The following is a 19875-nucleotide window of genomic DNA, read 5'->3' on the forward strand; positions in this document are numbered from 1 at the left end:
TTCTCAGCCGAGAGGCTGCTCAGCCCTGGTGCTCGGTGCGCTCGGCCTGCGCGTAGTGCCGACCGTTGTAGGCACCGCAGGACGGGCAGGCCTGGTGCGGCGTGCGCACGGCCTGGCACTGCGGGCAGGTGCTCAGCGCGATGGGAGCAGCCTTCCACTGGGAGCGGCGGCTCCGGGTGTTCGAGCGGGACATCTTCCGCTTGGGAACGGCCACGTCACTTCCTCTTCTCGTCATCGTGGGTCGGGTCCGAGGCCAACTGGCTCAGCGCCGCCCACCGGGGGTCGATCACGTCGTGGTGGTGGTCCGGATCGTCCGCCAGGCGTGCCCCGCACTCGGAGCACAGACCCGGACAGTCGTCCCGGCACACCGGCTGGAAGGGCAACGCGGTCACGATCGCATCCCGCAGGACCTCTTCGAGATCCATCAGGTCACCATCGAGCTCGTACTGCTCCTCCTCGTCGGAGTCGGTCTGCTTGGCCGTGCCGCGAGCCGTGGACGCCTTGCCGTGGCGGTCCGCACGCTCGGGATAGGCGAACAGCTCCTGGAAGGTGACGTCGAGGTCCCCCTCGAGCTCATCCAGGCACCGCACGCACACCCCGCTCGAGGAGGCCGTGACCGTCCCGCTGGCCAGCACACCCTCGACCACCGACTCCAGGCGCAGGTCGATCTCGACCTCACTCCCGGCCGGCACGCCGATCACGTCGGTCCCGATGCGCTCGGGCGCCGTGAGCGTCCACGAGAGTTCCTTCATCGTGCCGGGCCGGCGGATGAGCTCCCGGGTGTCGACCACCCAGGTGCGCTCCTGCTCGTGCGCAGCCATGATTACCAGTTACCTCGTGTATGCGGTGTACGTGCGTGTACGCGGAAACGGCCCCGTCCGCCGCGAGACGCAGCAGGATTCGGAAACCGACGCACCAGCCTAGCCGAGCAGGGGCCCTTCACTCAAACTCGCGGCCCGTCCTCGCGCAGTGCGGCGAGCACCCCGTCGGGCACCAGCCCGGTGATGTCGCCGCCGTAGCGGTGCACCTCCTTGACCAGCGAGCTGGACACGTGCTCCAGAGCGGGGTCGCCAGCGAGGAAGACCGTCTCCACCCCGGTGAGGTGCTTGTTCATCCGCGCCATCGGCAACTCGTAGGCGAAATCGGTCCCGCCGCGCAGTCCCTTGACGATCGCGCCCGCCTCCAGCTCGCGACAGACGTCCACCAGCAGCCGGTCGGCGAAGGCCACCGTGCGGACCCGCGCGCGGACGTCGTCGGCGAGCGCCTCCTCGATCAGCTCCAGGCGTCGCTGCACGGGGAAGGTGCCCTGCTTGGCCGGGTTGTGCAGGACCGCCACCACGACCTCGTCAAAGAGCGTGGTCGCCCGCTCGATCACGTCGAGATGCCCGTTGGTCACCGGGTCGAAGGATCCGGGGCACACGCAGCGTCGGGTGGGTGACTCCATACGGACGAGCGTAGTGGGCATCCACCCGCCCGAGCCGGAGCGGCCTACTCCCCCTCGTCGTCCAGCAGCCCGTCGCGGTGGGCTCGGTCGACCAGCTCCTGCACCGTCCCCGTGGTCACCCCGGCGTCGAGGTGCTCGCTGCGCACCTGCAGGAAGGCGGCCCCGAGATCCTTGCGGTCTTGCTCGGAGACCTCCTCGCGAGCAGGGTTGAGGATGGTCAGCTCCTCCTCGGTGAGGTGGTGCTGGAGGACCTCGTTCATCTTCTCGACCGCGTCGTCGAACTTCTGGGTGTCGGTGCCCTTGCACTCCAGCAGCGCGAGCAGCGCCTCGTTGATCTCGGCGTGCTCCTCCTCGCCGTGCTCGACCTCGTGCTCGGTGATGGCCTCTTTGCGCCGCAGCCGCGGGTAGACCTTCTGCTCCTCGGCCTCGCCGTGCGCCACCAGGACCGCGGCGAAGGCTTCGCGGGCGCCAGCCCGGTCGGCCGTGCTGTCGCGCATCTCGCGCAGAAGAGTCTCGAAGAGACGGTGGTCATCCAGGATCAGGTCGACGACATCACCGGACACGGGGCGAGGGATGGGGTATGTGGTCACGCACCCCATCCTCACCCCTCACCCCAGGGTGCGCTCGGCGACGTGGACAGCCGTCTCGCCGTAGGCCCTGGTGTCCAGGTGCGCCAGCCCGACCGGCCAGGAGGGCTCGGGCGAGCGGCTGCTCCGCTCGACGATGACCAGGGCCTCCTCGGTGAGCCAGCCGTGCGCCACGAGCAGGTGCAGGACATCGCCCAGGCCGGCGTCGTCCAGGGGGTAGGGCGGGTCCAGCAGGGCGAGGTCGAAGGGCTGCGTCGGGGGCTCCTGCAGCACCCGCTCGACCGTCCCGGTCACCACCTCGACCTGATCGCCCAGTCCCAGCTCGCGCGCGTTGCGGGCGGCCAGCGCCGAGGTTGCGCGGTGCTTCTCCACGGCCAGCACTCGCTCGGCGCCGCGGCTGACAGCCTCCAGCCCGAGCGCCCCCGACCCGGCGTAGAGATCCAGCACGCGGGCGCCGTCGAGGTCCAGCAGCGCCTGCACGCGGGAGAAGAGCGCCTCCCGCACCCGGTCGGTGGTCGGCCGGGTGGCGGTGCCCTTAGGGGCGGCGATCGTGCGGCCCCCGACGCGGCCGGCGATGATCCTGGTCACGCCGCCCTCACCCCCGCTCCAGGAAGGCAGCACGCTCGGCATCGAGCCGGTCCAGCTCGCGACGCAGTCCCGGGTATGCCGTGAGCTGAGGGTCCTTCTCCACCGTCGCCCAGGCTGCGTCGTGGGCGGTGACGATCAGGTCCTCGTCCCGCGCCAGCCTCAGGAACCGCAGGCCGCTGCGTCCGCCGCTCTGGCTGGCGCCGAGGACGTCGCCCTCCCGGCGGGTCTCCAGGTCCAGGCGTGCGAGCTCGAACCCGTCGGTGGTGCTCGCGACGTGGTCGAGGCGTTCCACCGCGCCGGGGTCGCCCTCGGCACCCTGGGTCATCAGCAGGCACAGGCCGGGACGACCACCCCGGCCGACGCGACCACGCAGCTGGTGCAGCTGGGAGATGCCGAAGCGATCGGCATCCAGCACCACCATCGTGGTCGCGTCGGCGACGTCCACCCCGACCTCGATCACGGTCGTGGCGACCAGCACATCGATCTCCCCCCGGGCGAAGGCGGTCATCACCCTGTCCTTCTCCTCGGCCGGCAGTCGTCCGTGCAGAGTCTCGATGCGCAGGTCAGCGGTGGCGGGCAGTTCCCGCAGCGCCCGGGTCACCTGCAGCACGCCGTGCAGCTGCGACCCGCCATCCCCGTCGCCGTCCCCGCCGGCCTCCGCGTCCTCGTCCGCCGACAGGTGGATCGGACCGCCTGGACCAGTCGTGCGCCACGCCGGCAGGAAGGGATCGTCCTCGTCACCGATCCGGGGGCACACGACATACACCTGGCCGCCGCCACGGACCTCTTCGGCGACGCGGCCCCAGGTGCGCTCCACCCAGGCCGGCTTGTCCCCGGTGACCACGTGCGTGGTGATCGGCTGCCGCCCGCGCGGGAGCTCGCGCAGGGTCGAGGTGCTCATGTCGCCGTAGACGGTCATCGCCACGGTCCGCGGGATCGGCGTCGCGGTCATCACGAGGACGTGCGGGGCCAGGGACGCCTTGGCGCGCAACGCATCCCGCTGCTCCACGCCGAACCGGTGCTGCTCATCGACGACCACCATCCCAAGGTCGGCGAACTGCACGGTGTCCTGGATCAGCGCATGGGTGCCGACCACGATGCCGGCCTCCCCAGAGGCCGCGGCGAGCAGGTTGACCCGCCGCTCGGCGGCCGACTGGCTGCCGGTGAGGAGCGCTACCCGGGTGCCCTGTTCGTGGCCACCGAGCAAGCCCCCCTCGGCGAGCGGGCCGAGCATCGCGGTGATCGCCCGGTGGTGCTGGGCCGCCAGCACCTCGGTGGGCGCGAGCAGCGCCGCCTGGCCACCACCATCGACCACGGCGAGCATCGCCAGCAGCGCCAGCACAGTCTTTCCCGACCCGACCTCCCCCTGCAGCAGGCGGTGCATCGGGGTCTCGTGCGACAGGTCGGTACGTAGGTGACCGAAGATCTGGTGCTGTCCGTCGGTGAGGTCGAAGGGCAGGCGCAGGAGGAGCGCGTCGACCAGGCCGTCCTCGACCGGCTGGACCGCCCTGGCCGGGGTGGCGTCGCCGGCCAGGCGGGCCCGGGCGAGCGCGGCCTGGATGACGAAGGCCTCCTGGAACTTCAGCCGCCAGCGACCCTTGCGGTGATCAGCCTCGGTCTGCGGTCGGTGCACGAGCCGATAGGCGTCGACGAGGTCGGGCAACCCGTGAGCAGCGCGCACCTCCGGCGGCAGGGGGTCGGGCAGGTCCTCCAGAGCGTGCAGGACCAGGTCGAGCAGGTCGCCGTGCACGATCGGGGTGACCTTGGCGGTGGCCGGGTAGACGGGGACCAGACCGCCCAGCAGCCACCCGCCCGAGCTCTTGCCGGAGGGGTCGTTGAGGACCGCGTAGTCGGGGTGGGTGAGCTGCAGCTGTCGGCCGTAGGTGCCGACCTGGCCGGAGGCGACGACCTTGGCCCCAGGGACGAGGCGCTGCTCGTGCCCGAACGGCTTGAAGAAGGTCAGTTGCAGGGTGCCGCCCTGCTCGTCCCCGAGGTCGACGACGAGCATCCGGCCGCGGCGGGCGCGCATCTGCCGCGTGGTGGCCGAGACCACCGTGCCGACGACGACGACGTCCTCGCCGTGCGGCAGTTCGCGGAAGGCCGTCGAGCGATCGGGGTCCAGGTAGGTGCGCGGCAGGAAGTCGAGCAGCTCTCCGACCGTGCTGATGCCGCGCGCATCCTCGAGTTTCTTGGCACCGGCACCGACGATCGTGCGCAGCCTGGTGTCCTGGTCGATCGCCATCACTCGGCTCCGATCAGGTAGCGGTAGGTGGGCTGTCCGCCGCTGACCTGGAGGACCTCGAGGGCAGGATGCACCCCGCAGACATCGGCGAGCACCGCGGTGAGATCGTCCGCAGCCGCGTCCTCACCGGCAAGCACGGTGAGGAGTTCGGCGTCCGAGAGATCGAGAGACTCCAGGACCGCGCGGGCAGCTTCGTCGAGCTCGTCCGCCACCGCGACGATCGCATGGTCCACGATCCCCAGCCACTGCCCAGGCGCGCACGGACCGACCGGGGTGGTCGCCGCCCGCTCGGCACGGGTGAGCGCTCCGGACCGGCAGCCCAGCGCCGCCTCCCGCATCGCGGCGACCGCGGCATCAGGGTCAGCCTCGGGATCGAGCACCGCCAGGGCAGCGAGCCCCTGGACCAGGGTCGTGGTGGCGACCACGCGCACGTCGAGCCCCTCCTCCGCAGCCTCCTGGGCGGCCGCCCTGGCGACCATGACGGTGTCCCCGTCGTTGGGCAGCAGCACGACATGGCGCGCGCCGCTGGCCCACATCGCAGCCAGCAGCTGTCCGGCGCTGGCTCGATGCCGGGGGCCCGACGGCACCACCTCGGCGCCCGCTGAGCGCAACAACTCGTGCACCCCGTCACCCAGCCCGCAGGCCACCACGGCGAGGTCCTGAGGCGGGGCCTGCCCTTCTAGCCCGTCGCCTGCGTCACCTCGACCCGGGCCCAACAGGTGGTCAAGGTCGTCGCCGTCCACCAGCGAGGTCAGCCGGACATGCTCGACGAGGCCGGCGAAGGTGCCAGCCTCCACAGCCGCTCGTGGGTCGTCGAGGTGGACGTGCACCTGGTAGTCCTCGGGCCCCCCGGCGACCACGACCGAGCTGCCGATCCGGGCCAGGTGCGCGCGGAGCCGGTCGGCCCGCTCCGGGTCCGTCTGGGTGAGCAGGTACATCACCTCGACGTCACCATCAACCACCTCGTGCCCGTCCAGCCCGGCCCCGCCGGCGAGCCCGTCGTGCTGGCAGCGGGCAGTCCGCTCCTGCGGCGACCCCGGGGGCAGCTGCCACCAGGTGGGCAGATCCTCGGCGGCCAGGTGCGCCCGCCCCGACAGCACCGCCTCCAGCGCCTCGATCACCACGACCAGCCCGGCACCGCCGGCGTCGACGACGCCCGCGACGCCGAGGGCCGGCAGCAGCTCCGGGGTCTGGCCGAGGGCCTGGCGCGCACCCTCCAACGCCTCGCGGACGACGTCCAGGACGGTGAGTCCCTCCGCGTCCTCGGCCACGCCATACAGGGGCCGTCCCCGGTCGACCGCGGCTCGCGCTCCCTCTGCCGCGGCGCGCGCCACGGTCAGGATGGTGCCCTCCACCGGGTGCGCCAGCGCGTCATAGGCGGTCCGCGCCGCCGTCTCGAAGGCGACGGTGACCTCCTCGGGCCCCGCCTCGTCCAGGCCCGGCCCGACCGCGTCGGACAGGCCCTTGGTCAGCTGCGAGAGGATCACCCCGGAGTTGCCGCGAGCGCCCAGCAGCATCCCGCGGGCGATCAGCGCCAGGCCACCGTCGAGGCGCTCGGTGCCCGCGCCGAGTTCGAACTGGCCGCGGACGAACTCAAGCGCGCCGTCGATGGTGAGGTACATATTGGTGCCGGTGTCACCGTCAGCGACGGGGAAGACGTTGAGGGCGTCGATCCGCTCGCGCGCGCTGCCCAGCATCACGCGTGCGGTCACCGCCCAGCGCCGGGCGGTGACCAGGTCGAGGACGGGGCTGGGCACCCGCCAAACCTAGCGCCCCCAGGGGCGTGCTCCCGAGCGCCTCCCACAGGGGCTCGGCGATTTGGGTCCGGCCGAGAACCTCCGGTACGCTTGCACGGTTGCCCGGCCTGCCCTACGGCGGCCAGGGCCTGTGTCACCCGTTGACATCAGACCGACTTCACTTTCGACACCAGGAGTACACCGTGGCTGCCACTTGCGACGTCTGCGGCAAGGGACCGAGCTTCGGTCACAACATCTCGCACTCGCACCGCCGGACCAAGCGTCGCTGGAACCCCAACATCCAGCGCGTCCGCGCGATGGTGGGCGCGACCCCGAAGCGGCTCAATGTCTGCACCTCGTGCCTGAAGGCGGGCAAGGTCACCCGCTGACCGCACCCGCTCAGAACTGAAGCCGGCGACACCTGCGAAGGTGGCGCCGGTTTCGTCGTTGCTGTTGTCCGAGGGCAGGCCCACGCCCCGTAGACCGTCAGCCGCCGAAGTGGTCCCAGCCACCTCCGCTGGGATCCAGCCTCGCCCCGTCGAGCCAGACGCCCGGCCCCTGCTCGCCGCCGGCATCAGCGACGTCCCGCACCCGCCCGAGGACTGTCCAGCCAGCGGGTACGGACGCCTCGTCCGGGAAGGTCGCGAGCAACTCGTGCTCCTCTCCCCCACCGAGCACCTGACGGAACGCCTCCTCCCCACCGACCGCTGGGGCGAGGTGTGCGGCGAGGTGCTCCACGGCATACGGGAGCAGGTCCAGGCGCACCCTGCTGGCGCGGGCGATGCGATCCCCGTCGCGCACCAGGCCGTCGGAGACATCGATCATCGCGCTTGCCCCGACGCGCGCGGCGATCGGCCCTTGACCGAGATCGGTGAGGGGGCGCCGGTGGTGCTCCAGCGCCGAGCGGGCGGCCGGCTCGTCCGCGGCGAGCACCCCCTGCTCCAGCAGGCGCCACCCCGTCCCGGAGCGGCCGAGCGCCCCGGAGACCGCCAGCACCTCGCCTGCGCGCGCCCCAGAGCGCAGGACGGGTGCGGCGACCCCGTCGCCGAGTTCGCCGAGCGCCGTGACCGAGACCATCACCACGCCCGCCGCGGCCGAGGACAGATCACCGCCGATCACCGGCACCCCTGCCAGTCCGGCGCCCTCGGCGATCCCGGCGGTGAGGTCACGAGCCCACCTCAGCGGCAGGTCGGGGTCGGCGACCAGGGTGACGAGCAGCCCGGTCCCGACCCCACCCATCGCGGCGAGATCGGCGAGGTTCTGGGTGACGATCTTGATCCCCACGTCCTGCGCGCTCGACCAGTCGTCGCGCCAGTCGCGGTCGCGGACCATGGTGTCGGTGGTGGTAAGCACACCCGCCGTGCCCTCGCTCAGGCGCAGCAGCGCGGCGTCGTCGCCGGGGCCGACCAGGACCCCGTCGTCGGGGAGACCGGCCAGCGTCGCGAAGACCTCGCGGAGGACCCCGTCCTCGCCGGAACCACCCAGGGTGCGGCCGTCAGCCCCTCGCTGGGCGTGCACGACGCCCGTCGACAGGTGGTTCTTGGAGCCTCGCGGCGCTCCGGCGGGGTGGTCGCTCTCGTGCATCTCCACGCTGGCACGGTAACCTCCCGGGCAACGCCACCAGGAGGCAGATGTGATCAGGGCCTACATCCTCGTCCAGACCGAGGTCGGGGCGTCCGCGGACGTCACCACCACCATCCGCGAGCTGCCGGGTGTCGAATCGGCCGAGGACGTCGCCGGCCCGTATGACGTGATCGCCGTGGTCAACGCCCACACCGTCGCCGAGCTCGGCCGTGAGGTGATCGCGCGGGTCCAGGCGGTCCCGAGGATCACCCGCACAACCACATGCACGGTCGTCGAGTTCTGACCCGCCCCGCCACTCTGCTCGCCACGCTCGGGCTCGTCCTGAGCGGCATCTTCCTCTCCGCGTGCGGCGAGTCCGCGGTGCGCGCGACCCCGTTCGGGGAGTCGGACTCCCCCGCCTGCCAGGCCGTGGCCGAGCGTTGGCCCGCTACGGTCGGCCGCCTGCAGCCCAGGGTGACGGCGGTGGAATCGAGCGGCGTGGCAGCCTGGGGCGACCCACCGATCGTGGCGCGGTGCGGCAAGCAACCGCCTGCCCCGACCACCGAGCAGTGCATCGACATCAACGGCGTGGACTGGGTGGCGACGCCGCTCGATGACGGCGGGACGATGTTCACCACCTACGGTCGCACGCCCGCGATCGAGGTGCTGGTGCCAGCCAACTACGACTCCCACCCGTTGTGGCTGCCGCCCTTCGGCCCGGCGGCCGAGCAGCTGGATCAGGACCGCCGCTGCATCGCCAGCCCGAGCCCCACCGGCTGACCACCCACCCTCCCCCACCGAACGCGCAGCAGGTCCCCAGATCGACCCACCGAACGCGCGGCATGTCCGCGAAACTGCCCACCGAACGCGCGGCAGGTTCTCCCTGGCGCCCACCGAACGCGCAGCCGCCGCGGTGGCGCGCGTCCGGTGGTGCTGTATCGCGACACCACGCGCGTCCGGTGGCCACGTATCGCGACACCACGCGCGTCCGGTGGCCCCGTACCGCGACACGACGCGCGTCCGGTCGAAGATGGTGGGGTCAGGTGCGGGGTGAGGTCAGCGCAGGCCGAGGGGGCGCGCGAGCGCGAGCTGGAGCAGTTCGTCGACCAGTTCGGGATAGGGCAGGCCGGATCCGGCCCACGCGTGGGGGTACATCGAGAAGGGCGTGAACCCCGGCATGGTGTTGATCTCGTTGATGATGACCTCGCCGGCGGAAGTGACGAAGCAGTCCACGCGGGCCAGGCCCTCGCAGCCGGCCGCCTCGAAGGCCACCTCGGCGACCCGGCGCACCTCGGCACGCACGGTGTCCGGGACGTCGGCCGGCACCTGGATCTGCACGGAGGACTCATCGAGGTACTTGGCCTCGAAGTCGTAGAACTCGTGGCCCTCCCCCACGACGACGATCTCCCCGCACTCGCTGACCCGTGGAGCATCGGTCTCTCGGCCCTGCAGGACCGCGCATTCAATCTCCCGACCGGTGATGCCCTGCTCGATCAGCACCTTCGGGTCGTGGTCGCGGGCCTTGTCGACCGCCGCTTCGAGATCCTCCGGGCGGTCGACCTTGTAGACGCCGACCGAAGAACCGGCGCGGGCCGGTTTGACGAAGACCGGGAAGGTCAGGGACGCGGCGGCATCGAGAACAGCTGCCTTGTCCCGCCGCCAGGACAGGTCGTCGGCCACGACATACGGGCCGACGTGCAGCCCGGCCGCCGCGAAGATCAACTTCATCACGTGCTTGTCCATCATGGCCGCCGAGGAGAGCACGCCGCAGCCCACATAGCGGACGTCGGCCATCTCGAGCATCCCCTGGATCGTGCCGTCCTCCCCAAACGGTCCGTGCAGCAACGGGAAGACCACGTCGACCTCACCGAGCCGGGAGACCGAGCCGTCCGGCTCCACGAGGCGTAGCAGGTGGTCGCGGCCGCCCATCGGGAAGATCACCTGGCGTCCGGTGTCGAGCACCTCGGGTAGCCGACCGTCCCGAATCTCCAGGGGCTCCGGGTCGTCCTCAAGGAGCACCCAGTGCCCGTCCCGGGTGATGCCGATAGGAATGACGGCGTAGCGCTCGCGATCCAGCGCCCGCAGCACGCTCGCGGCCGTGGCGCAGGAGATGGCGTGCTCCTCAGAGCGGCCACCGAAGACGAGGGCCACGCGGGTGCGGCCGCTGGCGGCGAGCTCGTCGGGGAGGTCGGCGGACTCGGTCTGGGCTGGCTGACTGGTCATCGGGTCCGAGCCTAATCCGGACCGGACCGGGGACCGGGGAGGCTAGGCCCGCTCGTGCTTGCGGGCGCGGTTCATCAGAGCTCCGGTGAGGACCTCCGGGGTCACCTGCCCCTCGACGACCGCGGTGACGCCCTGGCAGATCGGCATGTCGACCCCGTGTCGACCAGCGAGCTCGACCACCGAGCGGCAGGACTTCACGCCCTCCGCGGTCTGGTGCGGCAGCGCCAGCAGCTCCTCGATGGTCCGTCCCTGGCCGAGCGCGACCCCGACCCGGTGGTTGCGGGACAGCGGCGACATGCAGGTAGCGATCAGGTCGCCGACGCCGGCCAGCCCCATCAGCGTGCCCGGATCAGCGCCGAGCGCCTGCCCGAGGCGGGCGATCTCGGCCAGCCCGCGGGTGATCAGGGAGGACTTCGTGTTATCCCCGTAACCCAACCCCTCGGCCATGCCGACAGCCAGCGCGATCACGTTCTTCACCGCACCGCCGATCTCGGCGCCCACGACGTCGGTCTGCGTATACGCCCGGAAGTACGGCTGGGAGACGAGGTCGGCGACCCGGTCGGCAGCCCCGTGGTCCACCCCCGCCACGACGGCGGCGGCGGGCTGTCGTTCCGCGATCTCCTTGCTGAGGTTGGGCCCGGACACCACCACGATGCGCTCGCGCTCGATGCCGGACTGCTCGATCACCTCGCTCATCCGCAGGCCCGTATGCAGTTCGATCCCCTTCATCAGGGAAACCACCAGGGCATCGTCAGGCAGCGCTGAACCCCAGGTGGCGAGGTTCTCGCGCAGGCTCTGAGAGGGCACGGCCAGCACCGCAAGGCCAGCCGCGTCGGCGACCTCGGCAGGGTCGGTTCCCGCACGCACGGCCTGAGGAAGTTCGACGTCGGTGAGGTAGTCAGGATTGCGCCGGTCTCGGTTGATCCCGTCGGCCACCTCGGCCCGGCGGGCCCAGAGCACCACCTCGTCCAACTCGCCGGAGTCGGCAAGGATCTGGGCAAAGGCGGTGCCCCAGCTGCCGGCACCAAAAACCGCTGCCTTCCTCACGGGTGTCCTTTCCTGACGTGGATGCTCATCCTCGGGGATGGCCTGTGCAGTCATGCTGTTGATCGTGGCGGCACTCACTGGCGCCGGAGCTCACGAGTGACCCTTGCTCCGCCCCTCCCCGGGTTTCATCTCGTAGGGCTCCGCCGGTGGCCTCTCGCCGCGCAGGTCGGCCACGATGTCGGTGATCGCCTTCATCACCCGGGCGGTGGCCTCGGCATGGGCCTTGGGGTCATCGGCCCGGTCATAGAGATCACTGAGGTGCACGGCAGGGCCGGCCCGCACCTGCTGGACAGGACGCTTGAGCAGATTGCCGGGTCGCCGGGCGTAGCGGTCCAGGACCTCCTGGGCGCCCCACTGGCCGACCGGGATGACCGGCGCCTGGCTGGTCAGCGCCAACCGCCCGACGCCGGGGCGGGCCTTCATCGGCCACATCTCCGGATCCCTGGTCAAGGTGCCCTCAGGCATGATCGCGATCGGCTTGCCCGCGGCGAGAGTCTCGCGCGCGGCCTGCAGTGCGTCACCGGCCCGGCTGGTCTGGCGATAGACCGGGACCTGCTCCAGGTGGCGCAGCGCCAAGCCCAGCCCGGGCACCTTGAAGAGCGAATCCTTGGCCATGAAGAAGGGCGGCCGCCCGTGGTCCACGAGATAATGGCCGAGCATCAGCGGGTCGACCTCGGAGTAGTGGTTGCTGGCCACGATGAAGCCACCCGTGGCCGGGATGTTCTGCCCGCCCGACCAGTCGCGCCGGGTGGCAGCCATCAGCACGGGTCGCACGACGCCGATCACCGCGTGGTAGCTCCACGGCACGCGGTGGGCGATCGGCTGGCGTTTCACCGGGCCATCTTTGCATTCCGAGCCCGCCCTGGCGAGGATGCCGGGGTGAGCAGCGAGCCGGACCCCTCCCCCTGGCGGCTGGTGGTCCCGGTCAAGCGGTCCGACGTGGCCAAGACCCGGCTGGAGCCGCCGCACCCCCTCTCGCGCCCCGAGCTCGCCCGGGCAGTCGCCCAGGACACGCTCCAGCAGGTATGCCGTGCACTTCCCCCCACCCAGGTCACCGTGGTGACCTCCGACCCGGACGCCGCCTCCGTGGCCCGTGAGTTAGGCGCCCATGTCGTTCCCGACCCCGGACACGGGCTGAACGCTGCGGTGCGCGCTGGTCTGGATCACGCCCGCTCCCCCGGGCCGTCACAGATGTGGCCGGCGGTCCTGCTCGGCGATCTGCCCGCCCTCAGGGCCGCGGACCTGACAACTGCGCTCGCGGTCTGCGCACGGCATACCCGGGCAGTGGTCCCCGACCTCGACGGGACCGGGACGGTGCTGCTCACGGCGACCGGAGAGGGAGCTGACCTGGAGCCCAGCTTCGGGAAGGGGTCCGCGGCGCGGCACGCGAGCACCGCCGTCATGCTCGACCTGGACCTGCCGCGTCTGCGGCGCGACGTGGATACCTGGGCCGATCTGCGGGCGGCCGCGGACCTCGGCGTCGGTCCAGCCACGCGCGCCGCGCTGACGGCCACCACCTTGAGCAGCTGATCGCTCGCTAGAGTGGCGCTCCATGCAGGCGAGCGTGCACACCTTCGACCCGGAGACCGGGACCGGCAGCGTGCTGCTCGACACCGGACGGGCGCTGCCCTTCGACGCCGAGGTCTTTGACGCGAGCGGACTGCGCTTGCTCCGGCTCGGTCAGCGCGTCTCGATCGAGATCGACGGCAGTGACCCGGAGGCCGAGGGGACCAGGGTGAGTCGGCTGTGGATCGTGGGCATCGGACCCGGCGAGGTCATCGCCTGACCCGGACGGAGCTCAGGACTTCTTCTTACCCTTCTTGCTCTTCTTGGACTTCCCGTCCTTGCCCTTGTCCTTGTCGCTTGAGGTGGCCTTGTTCTTGGCCTTGCGTGCCTTCTTGGCATCCTTCGCGCTGAGCTCGTCATCCTTGACTCTCGCCAATTGGGCCTTTTTAGCGGTGATCATGCTCGCGGTGATCTCCTCACCGCCGCTGAGCACTCGACCGCCCGAGGCTGCCGCCGGCGAGGCCTCGGCAGCCTTTTTGCGAGCAGCCTTCGGCGCGTCCGCGCGCACGGTGGAGGGTCGGCCAACAGAGGTGGGGCCAGAGGTGGGGCGTGGGGTAGCCCCGTCCCCCGAGACTCGCACTCCGGCCAGACCGTCCGAGGGGAGTTGGTCTGGGTCGGAGACGACGTCCTTGAAGTAGGCGCCCGGGCGGAAACGAGGCGCGCTCGTGGCCTCGATCGGCACGGCCTCGCCGGTGCGTGGGTTGCGGCCGGTGCGGGCAGCGCGGTCGACCTTCTCGAAGGTGCCGAAGCCGGTGAGGGCCACCGAGCCACCCGACGCCACCTCACGCATGATCGTGTCGACGAGCACTTCGACCGCGTGCGTCGCGGCAACCCGTCCTCCCAACTGCGGTGCGAGTGCCTCGATCAGGTCGGCCTTGTTCATCTGCTCCCTGCCTCGTCTCGTCGGGACGGCGTCTGTCCTGCTCACGCCGTCTTTCCTCACGCTAACCGCGCCCGTCCCGGATGTCATGCGGGACAGCCACTCTGCGGTCCGCGCCAGCGGCAGGACCGCGACAAGAGAGCCATGAGGCGATGGGGGATAGCGAAAGGCCCCCACCGACGATGCCGATGAGGGCCGTTCCACATGAGTAGCCCCGACGGGATTCGAACCCGCGCTACCGCCTTGAGAGGGCGGCGTGCTAGGCCGCTACACAACGGGGCCATGTGGTCTGGCGCGTTCTGCGCCGAGGAGAGAGCCTACCTGATCAGGTCGCTCTCCGCGAAATCGCCCTCCGGTTGAACCGGGTCGATCACGCGCTGGGGTACCAGGACTCGAACCTAGACTAACTGAACCAGAATCAGTCGTGCTGCCAATTACACCATACCCCAAAGGGCATCCCGCTCCCCTTGTGGGAGGAGCGTGAACCGAGGAGATACCTTACCGTCCTCCCAGCCCGGACCCAAATCGCGGGAGCGTCCTAGAGCTCATCCCGCAGGCGGCGCAGCCGCGCCATGGTCTCGTGCTTGCCGAGGATCTCCATCGACTCGAACAGCGGCGGGCTGATCCGCTGCCCCGACACCGCGGTGCGCAGCGGCCCGAAGGCCACGCGGGGCTTGAGACCGAGGCCCTCCTCGGCGATCAGCGCATCCCGCAGGGCCTGCTCGATGCGCTCGGTGGTCCACTCCACCCCGTCGCCCAGCGGCTTGGGGAACGCACCAGAGATCGGCTCCAACGCCGCGATCGCGGCGTCCAGCACCTGGGGGGCATCCTCCTTGAGCTGGCCGCGCGCGTCGTCGGCGATCTCCAACTCCTCGCCACGGACATAGAAGGGACGCACGAGCGGCACAGCCTCGGACAGCACCTGGATCCGGGTCTGGATCAGGTCCGCCACCAACTCCAGCCGAGCCAACTCCCCCATCCCGGACTGCGGGCCCAGCACCCCCGCCTCGCGCAGCACCGGCAACAGCCGAGCGGTGAACTCCCCCAGCGACAGGCGGCGCAGGTGGTCACCATTGATCGACTCGGCCTTCTTCTGGTCCCAGCGGGCTGGGTTCGGGTTGACGTCACGCACGTCGAAGGCCTCGACGAGATGCTGCGGCTCGAAGATGTCGCGGTCGGGGCCGATCGCCCAGCCCAGCAGCGCCAGGTAGTTGATCATCCCCTCGCGGATGAAGCCGCGGTCCCGGTGCAGGAACAGGTTGGACTCCGGGTCGCGCTTGGACAGCTTCTTGTTGCCCTCGCCCAGCACCAGGGGCAGGTGGGCGAAGGTGGGGACGCGCTCGGCGACCCCGATCTCCATCAGCGCACGGTAGAGGGCGATCTGTCGAGGCGTCGAGGACAACAGGTCCTCACCCCGGATGACGTGCGTGATCCGCATCATCGCGTCGTCGACCGGGTTGACCAGGGTGTAGAGCGGCTGACCGTTGCCGCGAACGATGACGAAGTCCGGCACCGAGCCTGCTCGGAAGGTGACCTCGCCGCGCACCAGGTCGGTGAAGGTGATGTCCTCATCCGGCATCCGCAGGCGCAGCACGGGCTGGCGACCCTCGGCGCGGAAGGACTGCTTCTGCTCCTCGGTCAGATCCCGGTCGTGGTTGTCATAGCCGAGTTTGACGTCCCGACCGGCGGCGCGGTGGCGCTCCTCGACCTCCTCCGGGGTGGAGTAGGACTCGTAGGCGAGTCCCGCCTCGAGCAGCCGGGCGGCGACATCAGCGTGGATCTGCGAGCGCTCGCTCTGCCGGTAGGGACCGTAGTCACCGCCGACGCCGGGTCCCTCGTCGTAGTCCAGGCCCAACCAGTCGAGCGCCTCCACGATCTGGTCCATCGACTCCTGGGAGTCGCGGGCGGCGTCGGTGTCCTCGATGCGGAAGACCAAGGTTCCCCCGTGGTGCCGGGCGAAGGCCCAGTTGAACAGGGCGGTCCGAGCGAGCCCGACGTGCGGGGTCCCGGTGGGGCTGGGGCAGAAGCGAGCCCGGACCTCGGATCCGGTGACCTCTTCGTGCTCGGAGGGGGAGGCTGCGGCGGCGTGAGTCGTCATGATGCCCGCCAGTCTAGAGAGCCTGCCCGTATGCCGTCAGCCACGCATCAGCGCGACCGTCACCGACTCCTGCAGCCAGGAGAGGAAGTCGTAGTACGCCATCTTCTGGGCGGTCCCCGGGTCCAGCTCAGCCTCCCCGGACAACGCCGCCTCGAGCTCCTCGTGCAGTCGCTCGGAATCCTCGTCGGTGCGCAGGCCCAGCCGCTCCCCCAGGATCAGGCGGGCGTCGGTGAGCGCGATCGCCAAAGCCCTGCCCTGATCGAGATCCAGCACCACCTTGGGCGGGTCGGCCGCCTCCAAGGCGGCGATCGCGGTGGCGATGGTGGCGGCCTTGCGCTGCCGCAGTCCGTGCTCGGTGAGTCGGCGGAACTCAGCGGCCTGGTCGGCGTCCTCTCGGGATGCTGGCGGCAGCAGGCGGGCGAGGGCCGGGTCGCTGGGCTCCTGCGGGTCGACCTCGTCACCCAGGCCGGCCACCAGGTCGAGGAAGGGGTCCCCGGTCTCGGGCCGCTCGGGGGCCACGAAGGCCCGGGTGAGTTCGAGGACGTGCGTCACCAGGCCGATCTCCTCGGCGTCGAAGGTGGCCACCAGCCGGCTGCCCTTCCGTCGAAAAGCGGTGGCCATCAGTCGTCCTTCTGGAAAGTCGCCCACAGCCCGTAGCCGTGCATCGCCTCGGTGTCGGCCTCACACTTCTCCCGGGAGCCGGTGGAGACCACCGCCCGGCCCTTGGTGTGCACGTCCATCATCAGGGCCTCGGCCTTGGTCAACGGATAGCCGAAGTGGGTCTGGAAGACCCAGGTCACGTACGACATGAGGTTGACCGGGTCGTTCCAGACCAGGGTGACCCAGGGGGTGTCAGCCTGCGGTCGGTCAAGGACGGCGACCGAACTCTCCCGCTCCGGGGTGGTCTGCGGACCGAGGGGTGGGGCAGGCGGCAGCGGGGTGTCGGTCGGCACACCCCCACTGTAGGACGCCGCACTACGCTGGCCGGGTGATCACCCCCACCTCGCTGCTCACGGACCACTACGAGCTGACGATGATCCAGGCGGCGCTCGCCAGCGGGCATGCCGATCGCCCCTGCGTCTTCGAGGCCTTTGCGCGACGATTGCCGGACGGCCGCCGCTACGGCGTGGTCGCCGGGACCGGCCGGGCCCTGGACGCACTCAGTGACTTCCGGTTCGGCGAGGACGAGCTCACCTTCCTGCGCGAGCGTCAGGTGGTGGACGACCACACCCTGGACTGGCTCGCCGACTACCGCTTCTCGGGCTCTATCTGGGGGTATGCCGAGGGCGAGGTCTACTTCCCTGGCTCGCCCCTGCTCGTGGTCGAGTCGGGCTTCGCCGAGGGTGTGGTGCTGGAGACGCTCATCCTGTCGATGCTCAACCACGACTCGGCAGTGGCGTCCGCAGCGTCCCGGATGACGGCCGTCGCGGGCGAGCGACCGTGCGTGGAGATGGGCTCTCGGCGCACCCACGAGGGTGCCGCCGTGGCCAGTGCCCGGGCGGCCTACATCGCCGGCTTCGCCTCCACCTCCAACCTTGAGGCCGGCCGCAGGTACGGCGTCCCCACCATGGGGACCGCGGCGCACTCGTTCACCCTGCTGCACGAGGACGAGCGGGAGGCTTTCCGCAACCAGCTGGCCAGCCTGGGGCTGAACACCACGCTGCTGGTCGACACCTATGACGTCACCGCGGCCGTTGAACTCGCGGTGGAGCTTGCCGGACCCGGCCTCGGCGGCGTGCGCCTCGACTCCGGCGACCTCGTCTCCCAGGCCCACGAGGTGCGCGCCCAACTCGACAGCTTGGGCGCCCACGACACTCGGATCGTGGTGACCTCGGACCTGGACGAGTACGCCATCGCTGCCTTGCAGGCTGCGCCGGTCGACGCCTACGGCGTGGGGACCCGGGTCGTGACGGGATCGGGTCACCCGGCCGCCGGCATGGTCTACAAGTTGGTCAGTCGCGCCAACGACGCGGGCGAGATGGAAGGCGTGGCCAAGGCGAGCAAGGACAAGAGTTCGGTGGGTGGGCGCAAGTATGCGCTGCGTCGCCGCAATCCCCAGGGCGTCGCCCAGGCGGAGATCATCGGGATCAACGAGCGCCCGGACGACGACGGGGACGACCGCGAGCTGCTCATCCCGCTCGTGCGGGCAGGCGAGGTCGTTGCTGCCACTGACGCCCAGACTGCCAGGGAGCACCACGCGATGGCCCGCGCCGAGCTGCCCGGCCGGGCCCTGCGGCTCTCGCACGGCGAGCCGGTCCTGCCCACCCGCTACCTCGACGACTGGAGTTGAGCGTCGGCTGCGAACCCACCACGAGGAGCTCACCCTCCGCGCGTAGGGTCGGGCCATGACCACTGCGCTGATCATCGTCGATGTCCAGAACGACTTCTGCGAGGACGGGAACCTGGCGGTATCGGGCGGCGGTGCCGTCGCCGAGGCGATCAGCAGGCATCTGGCGGTGCGCTCCAGTGACTACGCCGCCGTGGTCGCGACCGCCGACTGGCACATCGACCCGGGCGACCACTGGTCCGACGAGCCCGACTTCCAGCACTCCTGGCCCGTGCACTGCGAGGCCGGCACGATCGGCGCCGAGTTCCACGTCGGGCTGGCCAGCGCCCTCGACCACGTGCAGGCAGTCTTCCGCAAGGGCGAGTACGAGGCGGCGTACAGCGGTTTCGAGGGCAGCACAGACGTGGAGGGTCGCACCGTCGGGCTGCGGGACTGGCTCGCCGAGCGGGGCATCGACCGGGTCGAGATCTGCGGCATCGCCACCGACTACTGCGTGCGCGCCACCGCGCTCGACGCTCTGAGCGCCGGGCTGGACACCACTGTGCTGAGGGACCTGATCGCCGGAGTCGCCGTGGAGAGCAGCCAGGCGGCCCTGGGCGAGCTGGAGCAGGCCGGCGCCAGCCTGTCGTAGCCGACGTAACCGCCGTCGCTGCTAGTCCTTCTCGCGCTGCCCACCGGCCACCTCATCAACCAGCGCTGCGAGCCGCTCGACCAACTGCTGCAGGCCAGGCTCCTCCAGCGGGAAGTGGCCACATCCGCCGAGCACCACCTCCTCCGTCGGTCCTGGCACCTGCGCGAGCGTGCGTCTGCTCAGCCCGATCGGGGTCCAGTCGTCCTGTTCGGGGTGGGTCAGCAGCACAGGGACAGGGATCCGACGCGCAGCAGCGTGCTCATGGGAGAGATATGACGCCATGAAACCCAGCGGCACCCGCGCCGCGCCCCCGCGCGGATCGCCGGCGCACAGGCTGCCCAGGCCGGGGTCGCGCCCCATCCGGGACAGCGGGGCGACCCAGGAGATGCGGACCGGAAGGCGCGCCAGAGGACCCCTGACCATCGGCAGCAGCCGCATCGACACGCCCCCAGGCCGGCCAAACCTGGTCATCCGAGCCCGCGCCTGCGGGTCCTGCGGGTCCAGCAGGCAGGTCGCGACGACCTGGGCGACGCGCCCGCTGCGCGCGGCAGCCTCCACGGCGAGCAGCCCGCCGATACTCCCGCCGAGCAGGATCAGCGGCCGCCCATCCGCATCGGCCCTGAGCTCCGCTTCCACCAGATCGACCAGGAGGTCGATCCAGTCCTGGTAGCGGACTCGCGAACGTCGGCGGGTGCGGGTTCGTCCGTAGAGGGGCAGGTCGACGGCCGTCAGATCGAGCCCGTCGACCTGGGTGGCCACCGGCCAGAGTGCCTCGGCGTGCGCCCCTGCACCATGCACCACGAGCATCCGCACCGCCGCGTCCGCGTTCGGGCGCCGCAGCAGCTGCACCTCGTGCCCGCGCCAGCCCCACCATGAACGCTCCGGCTCCACTACCGCCCCTTGCCGCTGCGGCGGCAGGAAGGAGGCGTAGGTGGACCAGCCTGGATCGGCGTCCTCGTTGGCGACGTCAGGTCCAGTCATCC

At 70.9% G+C, this 19875-nt stretch carries 23 protein-coding genes and 2 tRNA genes; 7 read left to right on the forward strand and 18 right to left on the reverse strand.

Annotated elements, in window-relative coordinates:
- Positions 1-19: 19 nt before the first annotated feature.
- The 7 genes from rpmF to ACQBAT_RS10335 all read right to left on the reverse strand — a co-directional run bounded on the left by rpmF (position 20) and on the right by ACQBAT_RS10335 (position 6618).
- Positions 20-214: a 50S ribosomal protein L32 gene (gene rpmF, locus ACQBAT_RS10305; protein ID WP_420746542.1), complete on the reverse strand. Its 195-nt coding sequence runs from the start codon at positions 212-214 to the stop codon at positions 20-22.
- 1 nt (position 215) lies between these two features.
- Complete coding sequence (locus ACQBAT_RS10310) at positions 216-821, reverse strand: YceD family protein (RefSeq protein ID WP_420746543.1); 606 nt, start codon at positions 819-821, stop codon at positions 216-218.
- 122 nt (positions 822-943) lie between these two features.
- Complete coding sequence (gene coaD / locus ACQBAT_RS10315; RefSeq protein ID WP_420746544.1) at positions 944-1444, reverse strand: pantetheine-phosphate adenylyltransferase; 501 nt, start codon at positions 1442-1444, stop codon at positions 944-946.
- 44 nt (positions 1445-1488) lie between these two features.
- On the reverse strand, positions 1489-2043 hold the full coding sequence (locus tag ACQBAT_RS10320; RefSeq protein WP_420746545.1) for a hemerythrin domain-containing protein: 555 nt from the start codon (positions 2041-2043) through the stop codon (positions 1489-1491).
- A 9-nt stretch (positions 2044-2052) separates the two neighbouring features.
- A complete protein-coding gene (gene rsmD, locus ACQBAT_RS10325; protein WP_420746546.1) occupies positions 2053-2619 on the reverse strand; it encodes a 16S rRNA (guanine(966)-N(2))-methyltransferase RsmD in 567 nt (188 codons plus the stop codon).
- Positions 2620-2626: 7 nt separating this feature from the next.
- A complete protein-coding gene (locus ACQBAT_RS10330) occupies positions 2627-4861 on the reverse strand; it encodes an ATP-dependent DNA helicase RecG (RefSeq protein WP_420746547.1) in 2235 nt (744 codons plus the stop codon).
- On the reverse strand, positions 4861-6618 hold the full coding sequence (locus ACQBAT_RS10335; protein WP_420746548.1) for a DAK2 domain-containing protein: 1758 nt from the start codon (positions 6616-6618) through the stop codon (positions 4861-4863). Before ACQBAT_RS10335 ends, ACQBAT_RS10330 begins: the two co-directional genes overlap by 1 nt.
- A gap of 182 nt (positions 6619-6800) precedes the next feature.
- On the opposite strand from ACQBAT_RS10335, the gene rpmB reads away from it, so the two are divergent.
- Positions 6801-6986, forward strand: a complete 186-nt coding sequence (rpmB, locus tag ACQBAT_RS10340; RefSeq protein WP_420746549.1) for a 50S ribosomal protein L28 — start codon at positions 6801-6803, stop codon at positions 6984-6986.
- A 97-nt stretch (positions 6987-7083) separates the two neighbouring features.
- On the opposite strand, the gene thiL is transcribed toward rpmB, so the two are convergent.
- A complete protein-coding gene (gene thiL, locus ACQBAT_RS10345; RefSeq protein WP_420746624.1) occupies positions 7084-8181 on the reverse strand; it encodes a thiamine-phosphate kinase in 1098 nt (365 codons plus the stop codon).
- Between the two features lie 49 nt (positions 8182-8230).
- On the opposite strand from thiL, the gene ACQBAT_RS10350 reads away from it, so the two are divergent.
- Both ACQBAT_RS10350 and ACQBAT_RS10355 read left to right on the forward strand, forming a co-directional pair.
- The gene (locus ACQBAT_RS10350; RefSeq protein WP_420746550.1) at positions 8231-8464 is read left to right on the forward strand and encodes an Lrp/AsnC ligand binding domain-containing protein; all 234 of its coding nucleotides are present in this window, start codon (positions 8231-8233) and stop codon (positions 8462-8464) included.
- On the forward strand, positions 8443-8940 hold the full coding sequence (locus tag ACQBAT_RS10355) for a DUF3515 family protein (protein WP_420746551.1): 498 nt from the start codon (positions 8443-8445) through the stop codon (positions 8938-8940). Before ACQBAT_RS10350 ends, ACQBAT_RS10355 begins: the two co-directional genes overlap by 22 nt.
- 276 nt (positions 8941-9216) lie before the next feature.
- On the opposite strand, the gene ACQBAT_RS10360 is transcribed toward ACQBAT_RS10355, so the two are convergent.
- The 3 genes from ACQBAT_RS10360 to ACQBAT_RS10370 form a co-directional block, all read right to left on the reverse strand.
- Positions 9217-10383: a D-alanine--D-alanine ligase family protein gene (locus ACQBAT_RS10360; RefSeq protein WP_420746552.1), complete on the reverse strand. Its 1167-nt coding sequence runs from the start codon at positions 10381-10383 to the stop codon at positions 9217-9219.
- 42 nt (positions 10384-10425) lie between these two features.
- Entirely contained in the window at positions 10426-11430 is a 1005-nt protein-coding gene (locus tag ACQBAT_RS10365) for an NAD(P)H-dependent glycerol-3-phosphate dehydrogenase (protein ID WP_420746553.1), read from the reverse strand.
- Positions 11431-11520: 90 nt separating this feature from the next.
- A complete protein-coding gene (locus tag ACQBAT_RS10370; RefSeq protein WP_420746554.1) occupies positions 11521-12264 on the reverse strand; it encodes a lysophospholipid acyltransferase family protein in 744 nt (247 codons plus the stop codon).
- A gap of 45 nt (positions 12265-12309) precedes the next feature.
- On the opposite strand from ACQBAT_RS10370, the gene cofC reads away from it, so the two are divergent.
- The gene (cofC, locus tag ACQBAT_RS10375) at positions 12310-12960 is read left to right on the forward strand and encodes a 2-phospho-L-lactate guanylyltransferase (RefSeq protein ID WP_420746555.1); all 651 of its coding nucleotides are present in this window, start codon (positions 12310-12312) and stop codon (positions 12958-12960) included.
- Between the two features lie 22 nt (positions 12961-12982).
- Positions 12983-13216, forward strand: coding sequence for a hypothetical protein (locus tag ACQBAT_RS10380; protein ID WP_420746556.1), 234 nt, complete (start codon positions 12983-12985; stop codon positions 13214-13216).
- A 12-nt stretch (positions 13217-13228) separates the two neighbouring features.
- On the opposite strand, the gene ACQBAT_RS10385 is transcribed toward ACQBAT_RS10380, so the two are convergent.
- From ACQBAT_RS10385 to clpS, 6 genes are all read right to left on the reverse strand, one after another.
- Positions 13229-13879 carry an HU family DNA-binding protein gene (locus ACQBAT_RS10385; RefSeq protein ID WP_420746557.1) on the reverse strand — a complete coding sequence of 217 codons (651 nt, stop codon included), beginning with the start codon at positions 13877-13879 and terminating at the stop codon, positions 13229-13231.
- A 206-nt stretch (positions 13880-14085) separates the two neighbouring features.
- Positions 14086-14158, reverse strand: a tRNA-Glu gene (locus ACQBAT_RS10390).
- Positions 14159-14253: 95 nt separating this feature from the next.
- A tRNA-Gln gene (locus ACQBAT_RS10395) sits at positions 14254-14325 on the reverse strand.
- 89 nt (positions 14326-14414) lie between these two features.
- Complete coding sequence (gltX, locus tag ACQBAT_RS10400; protein WP_420746558.1) at positions 14415-15974, reverse strand: glutamate--tRNA ligase; 1560 nt, start codon at positions 15972-15974, stop codon at positions 14415-14417.
- A gap of 36 nt (positions 15975-16010) precedes the next feature.
- Positions 16011-16595 carry a DUF2017 family protein gene (locus ACQBAT_RS10405; protein WP_420746559.1) on the reverse strand — a complete coding sequence of 195 codons (585 nt, stop codon included), beginning with the start codon at positions 16593-16595 and terminating at the stop codon, positions 16011-16013.
- Positions 16595-16927, reverse strand: coding sequence for an ATP-dependent Clp protease adapter ClpS (clpS, locus tag ACQBAT_RS10410; RefSeq protein WP_420746560.1), 333 nt, complete (start codon positions 16925-16927; stop codon positions 16595-16597). Before clpS ends, ACQBAT_RS10405 begins: the two co-directional genes overlap by 1 nt.
- Before the next feature lie 38 nt (positions 16928-16965).
- Here clpS and ACQBAT_RS10415 point away from each other — a divergent pair, with 38 nt between their 5' ends.
- Together ACQBAT_RS10415 and ACQBAT_RS10420 are read left to right on the forward strand one after the other, a co-directional pair.
- On the forward strand, positions 16966-18264 hold the full coding sequence (locus ACQBAT_RS10415) for a nicotinate phosphoribosyltransferase (RefSeq protein WP_420746625.1): 1299 nt from the start codon (positions 16966-16968) through the stop codon (positions 18262-18264).
- Positions 18265-18319: 55 nt separating this feature from the next.
- Positions 18320-18892 (forward strand): isochorismatase family protein, encoded by a 573-nt coding sequence (locus ACQBAT_RS10420; protein ID WP_420746561.1) that lies wholly within the window; start codon positions 18320-18322, stop codon positions 18890-18892.
- A gap of 21 nt (positions 18893-18913) precedes the next feature.
- Here the strand turns inward: ACQBAT_RS10420 and ACQBAT_RS10425 are convergent, their stop codons facing one another.
- The gene (locus ACQBAT_RS10425) at positions 18914-19873 is read right to left on the reverse strand and encodes an alpha/beta fold hydrolase (RefSeq protein WP_420746562.1); all 960 of its coding nucleotides are present in this window, start codon (positions 19871-19873) and stop codon (positions 18914-18916) included.
- Positions 19874-19875: the final 2 nt, after the last annotated feature.

The sequence above is a fragment of the Ornithinimicrobium pulveris genome (genome assembly GCF_050261105.1).
Lineage (GTDB): Bacteria > Actinomycetota > Actinomycetes > Actinomycetales > Dermatophilaceae > Ornithinicoccus.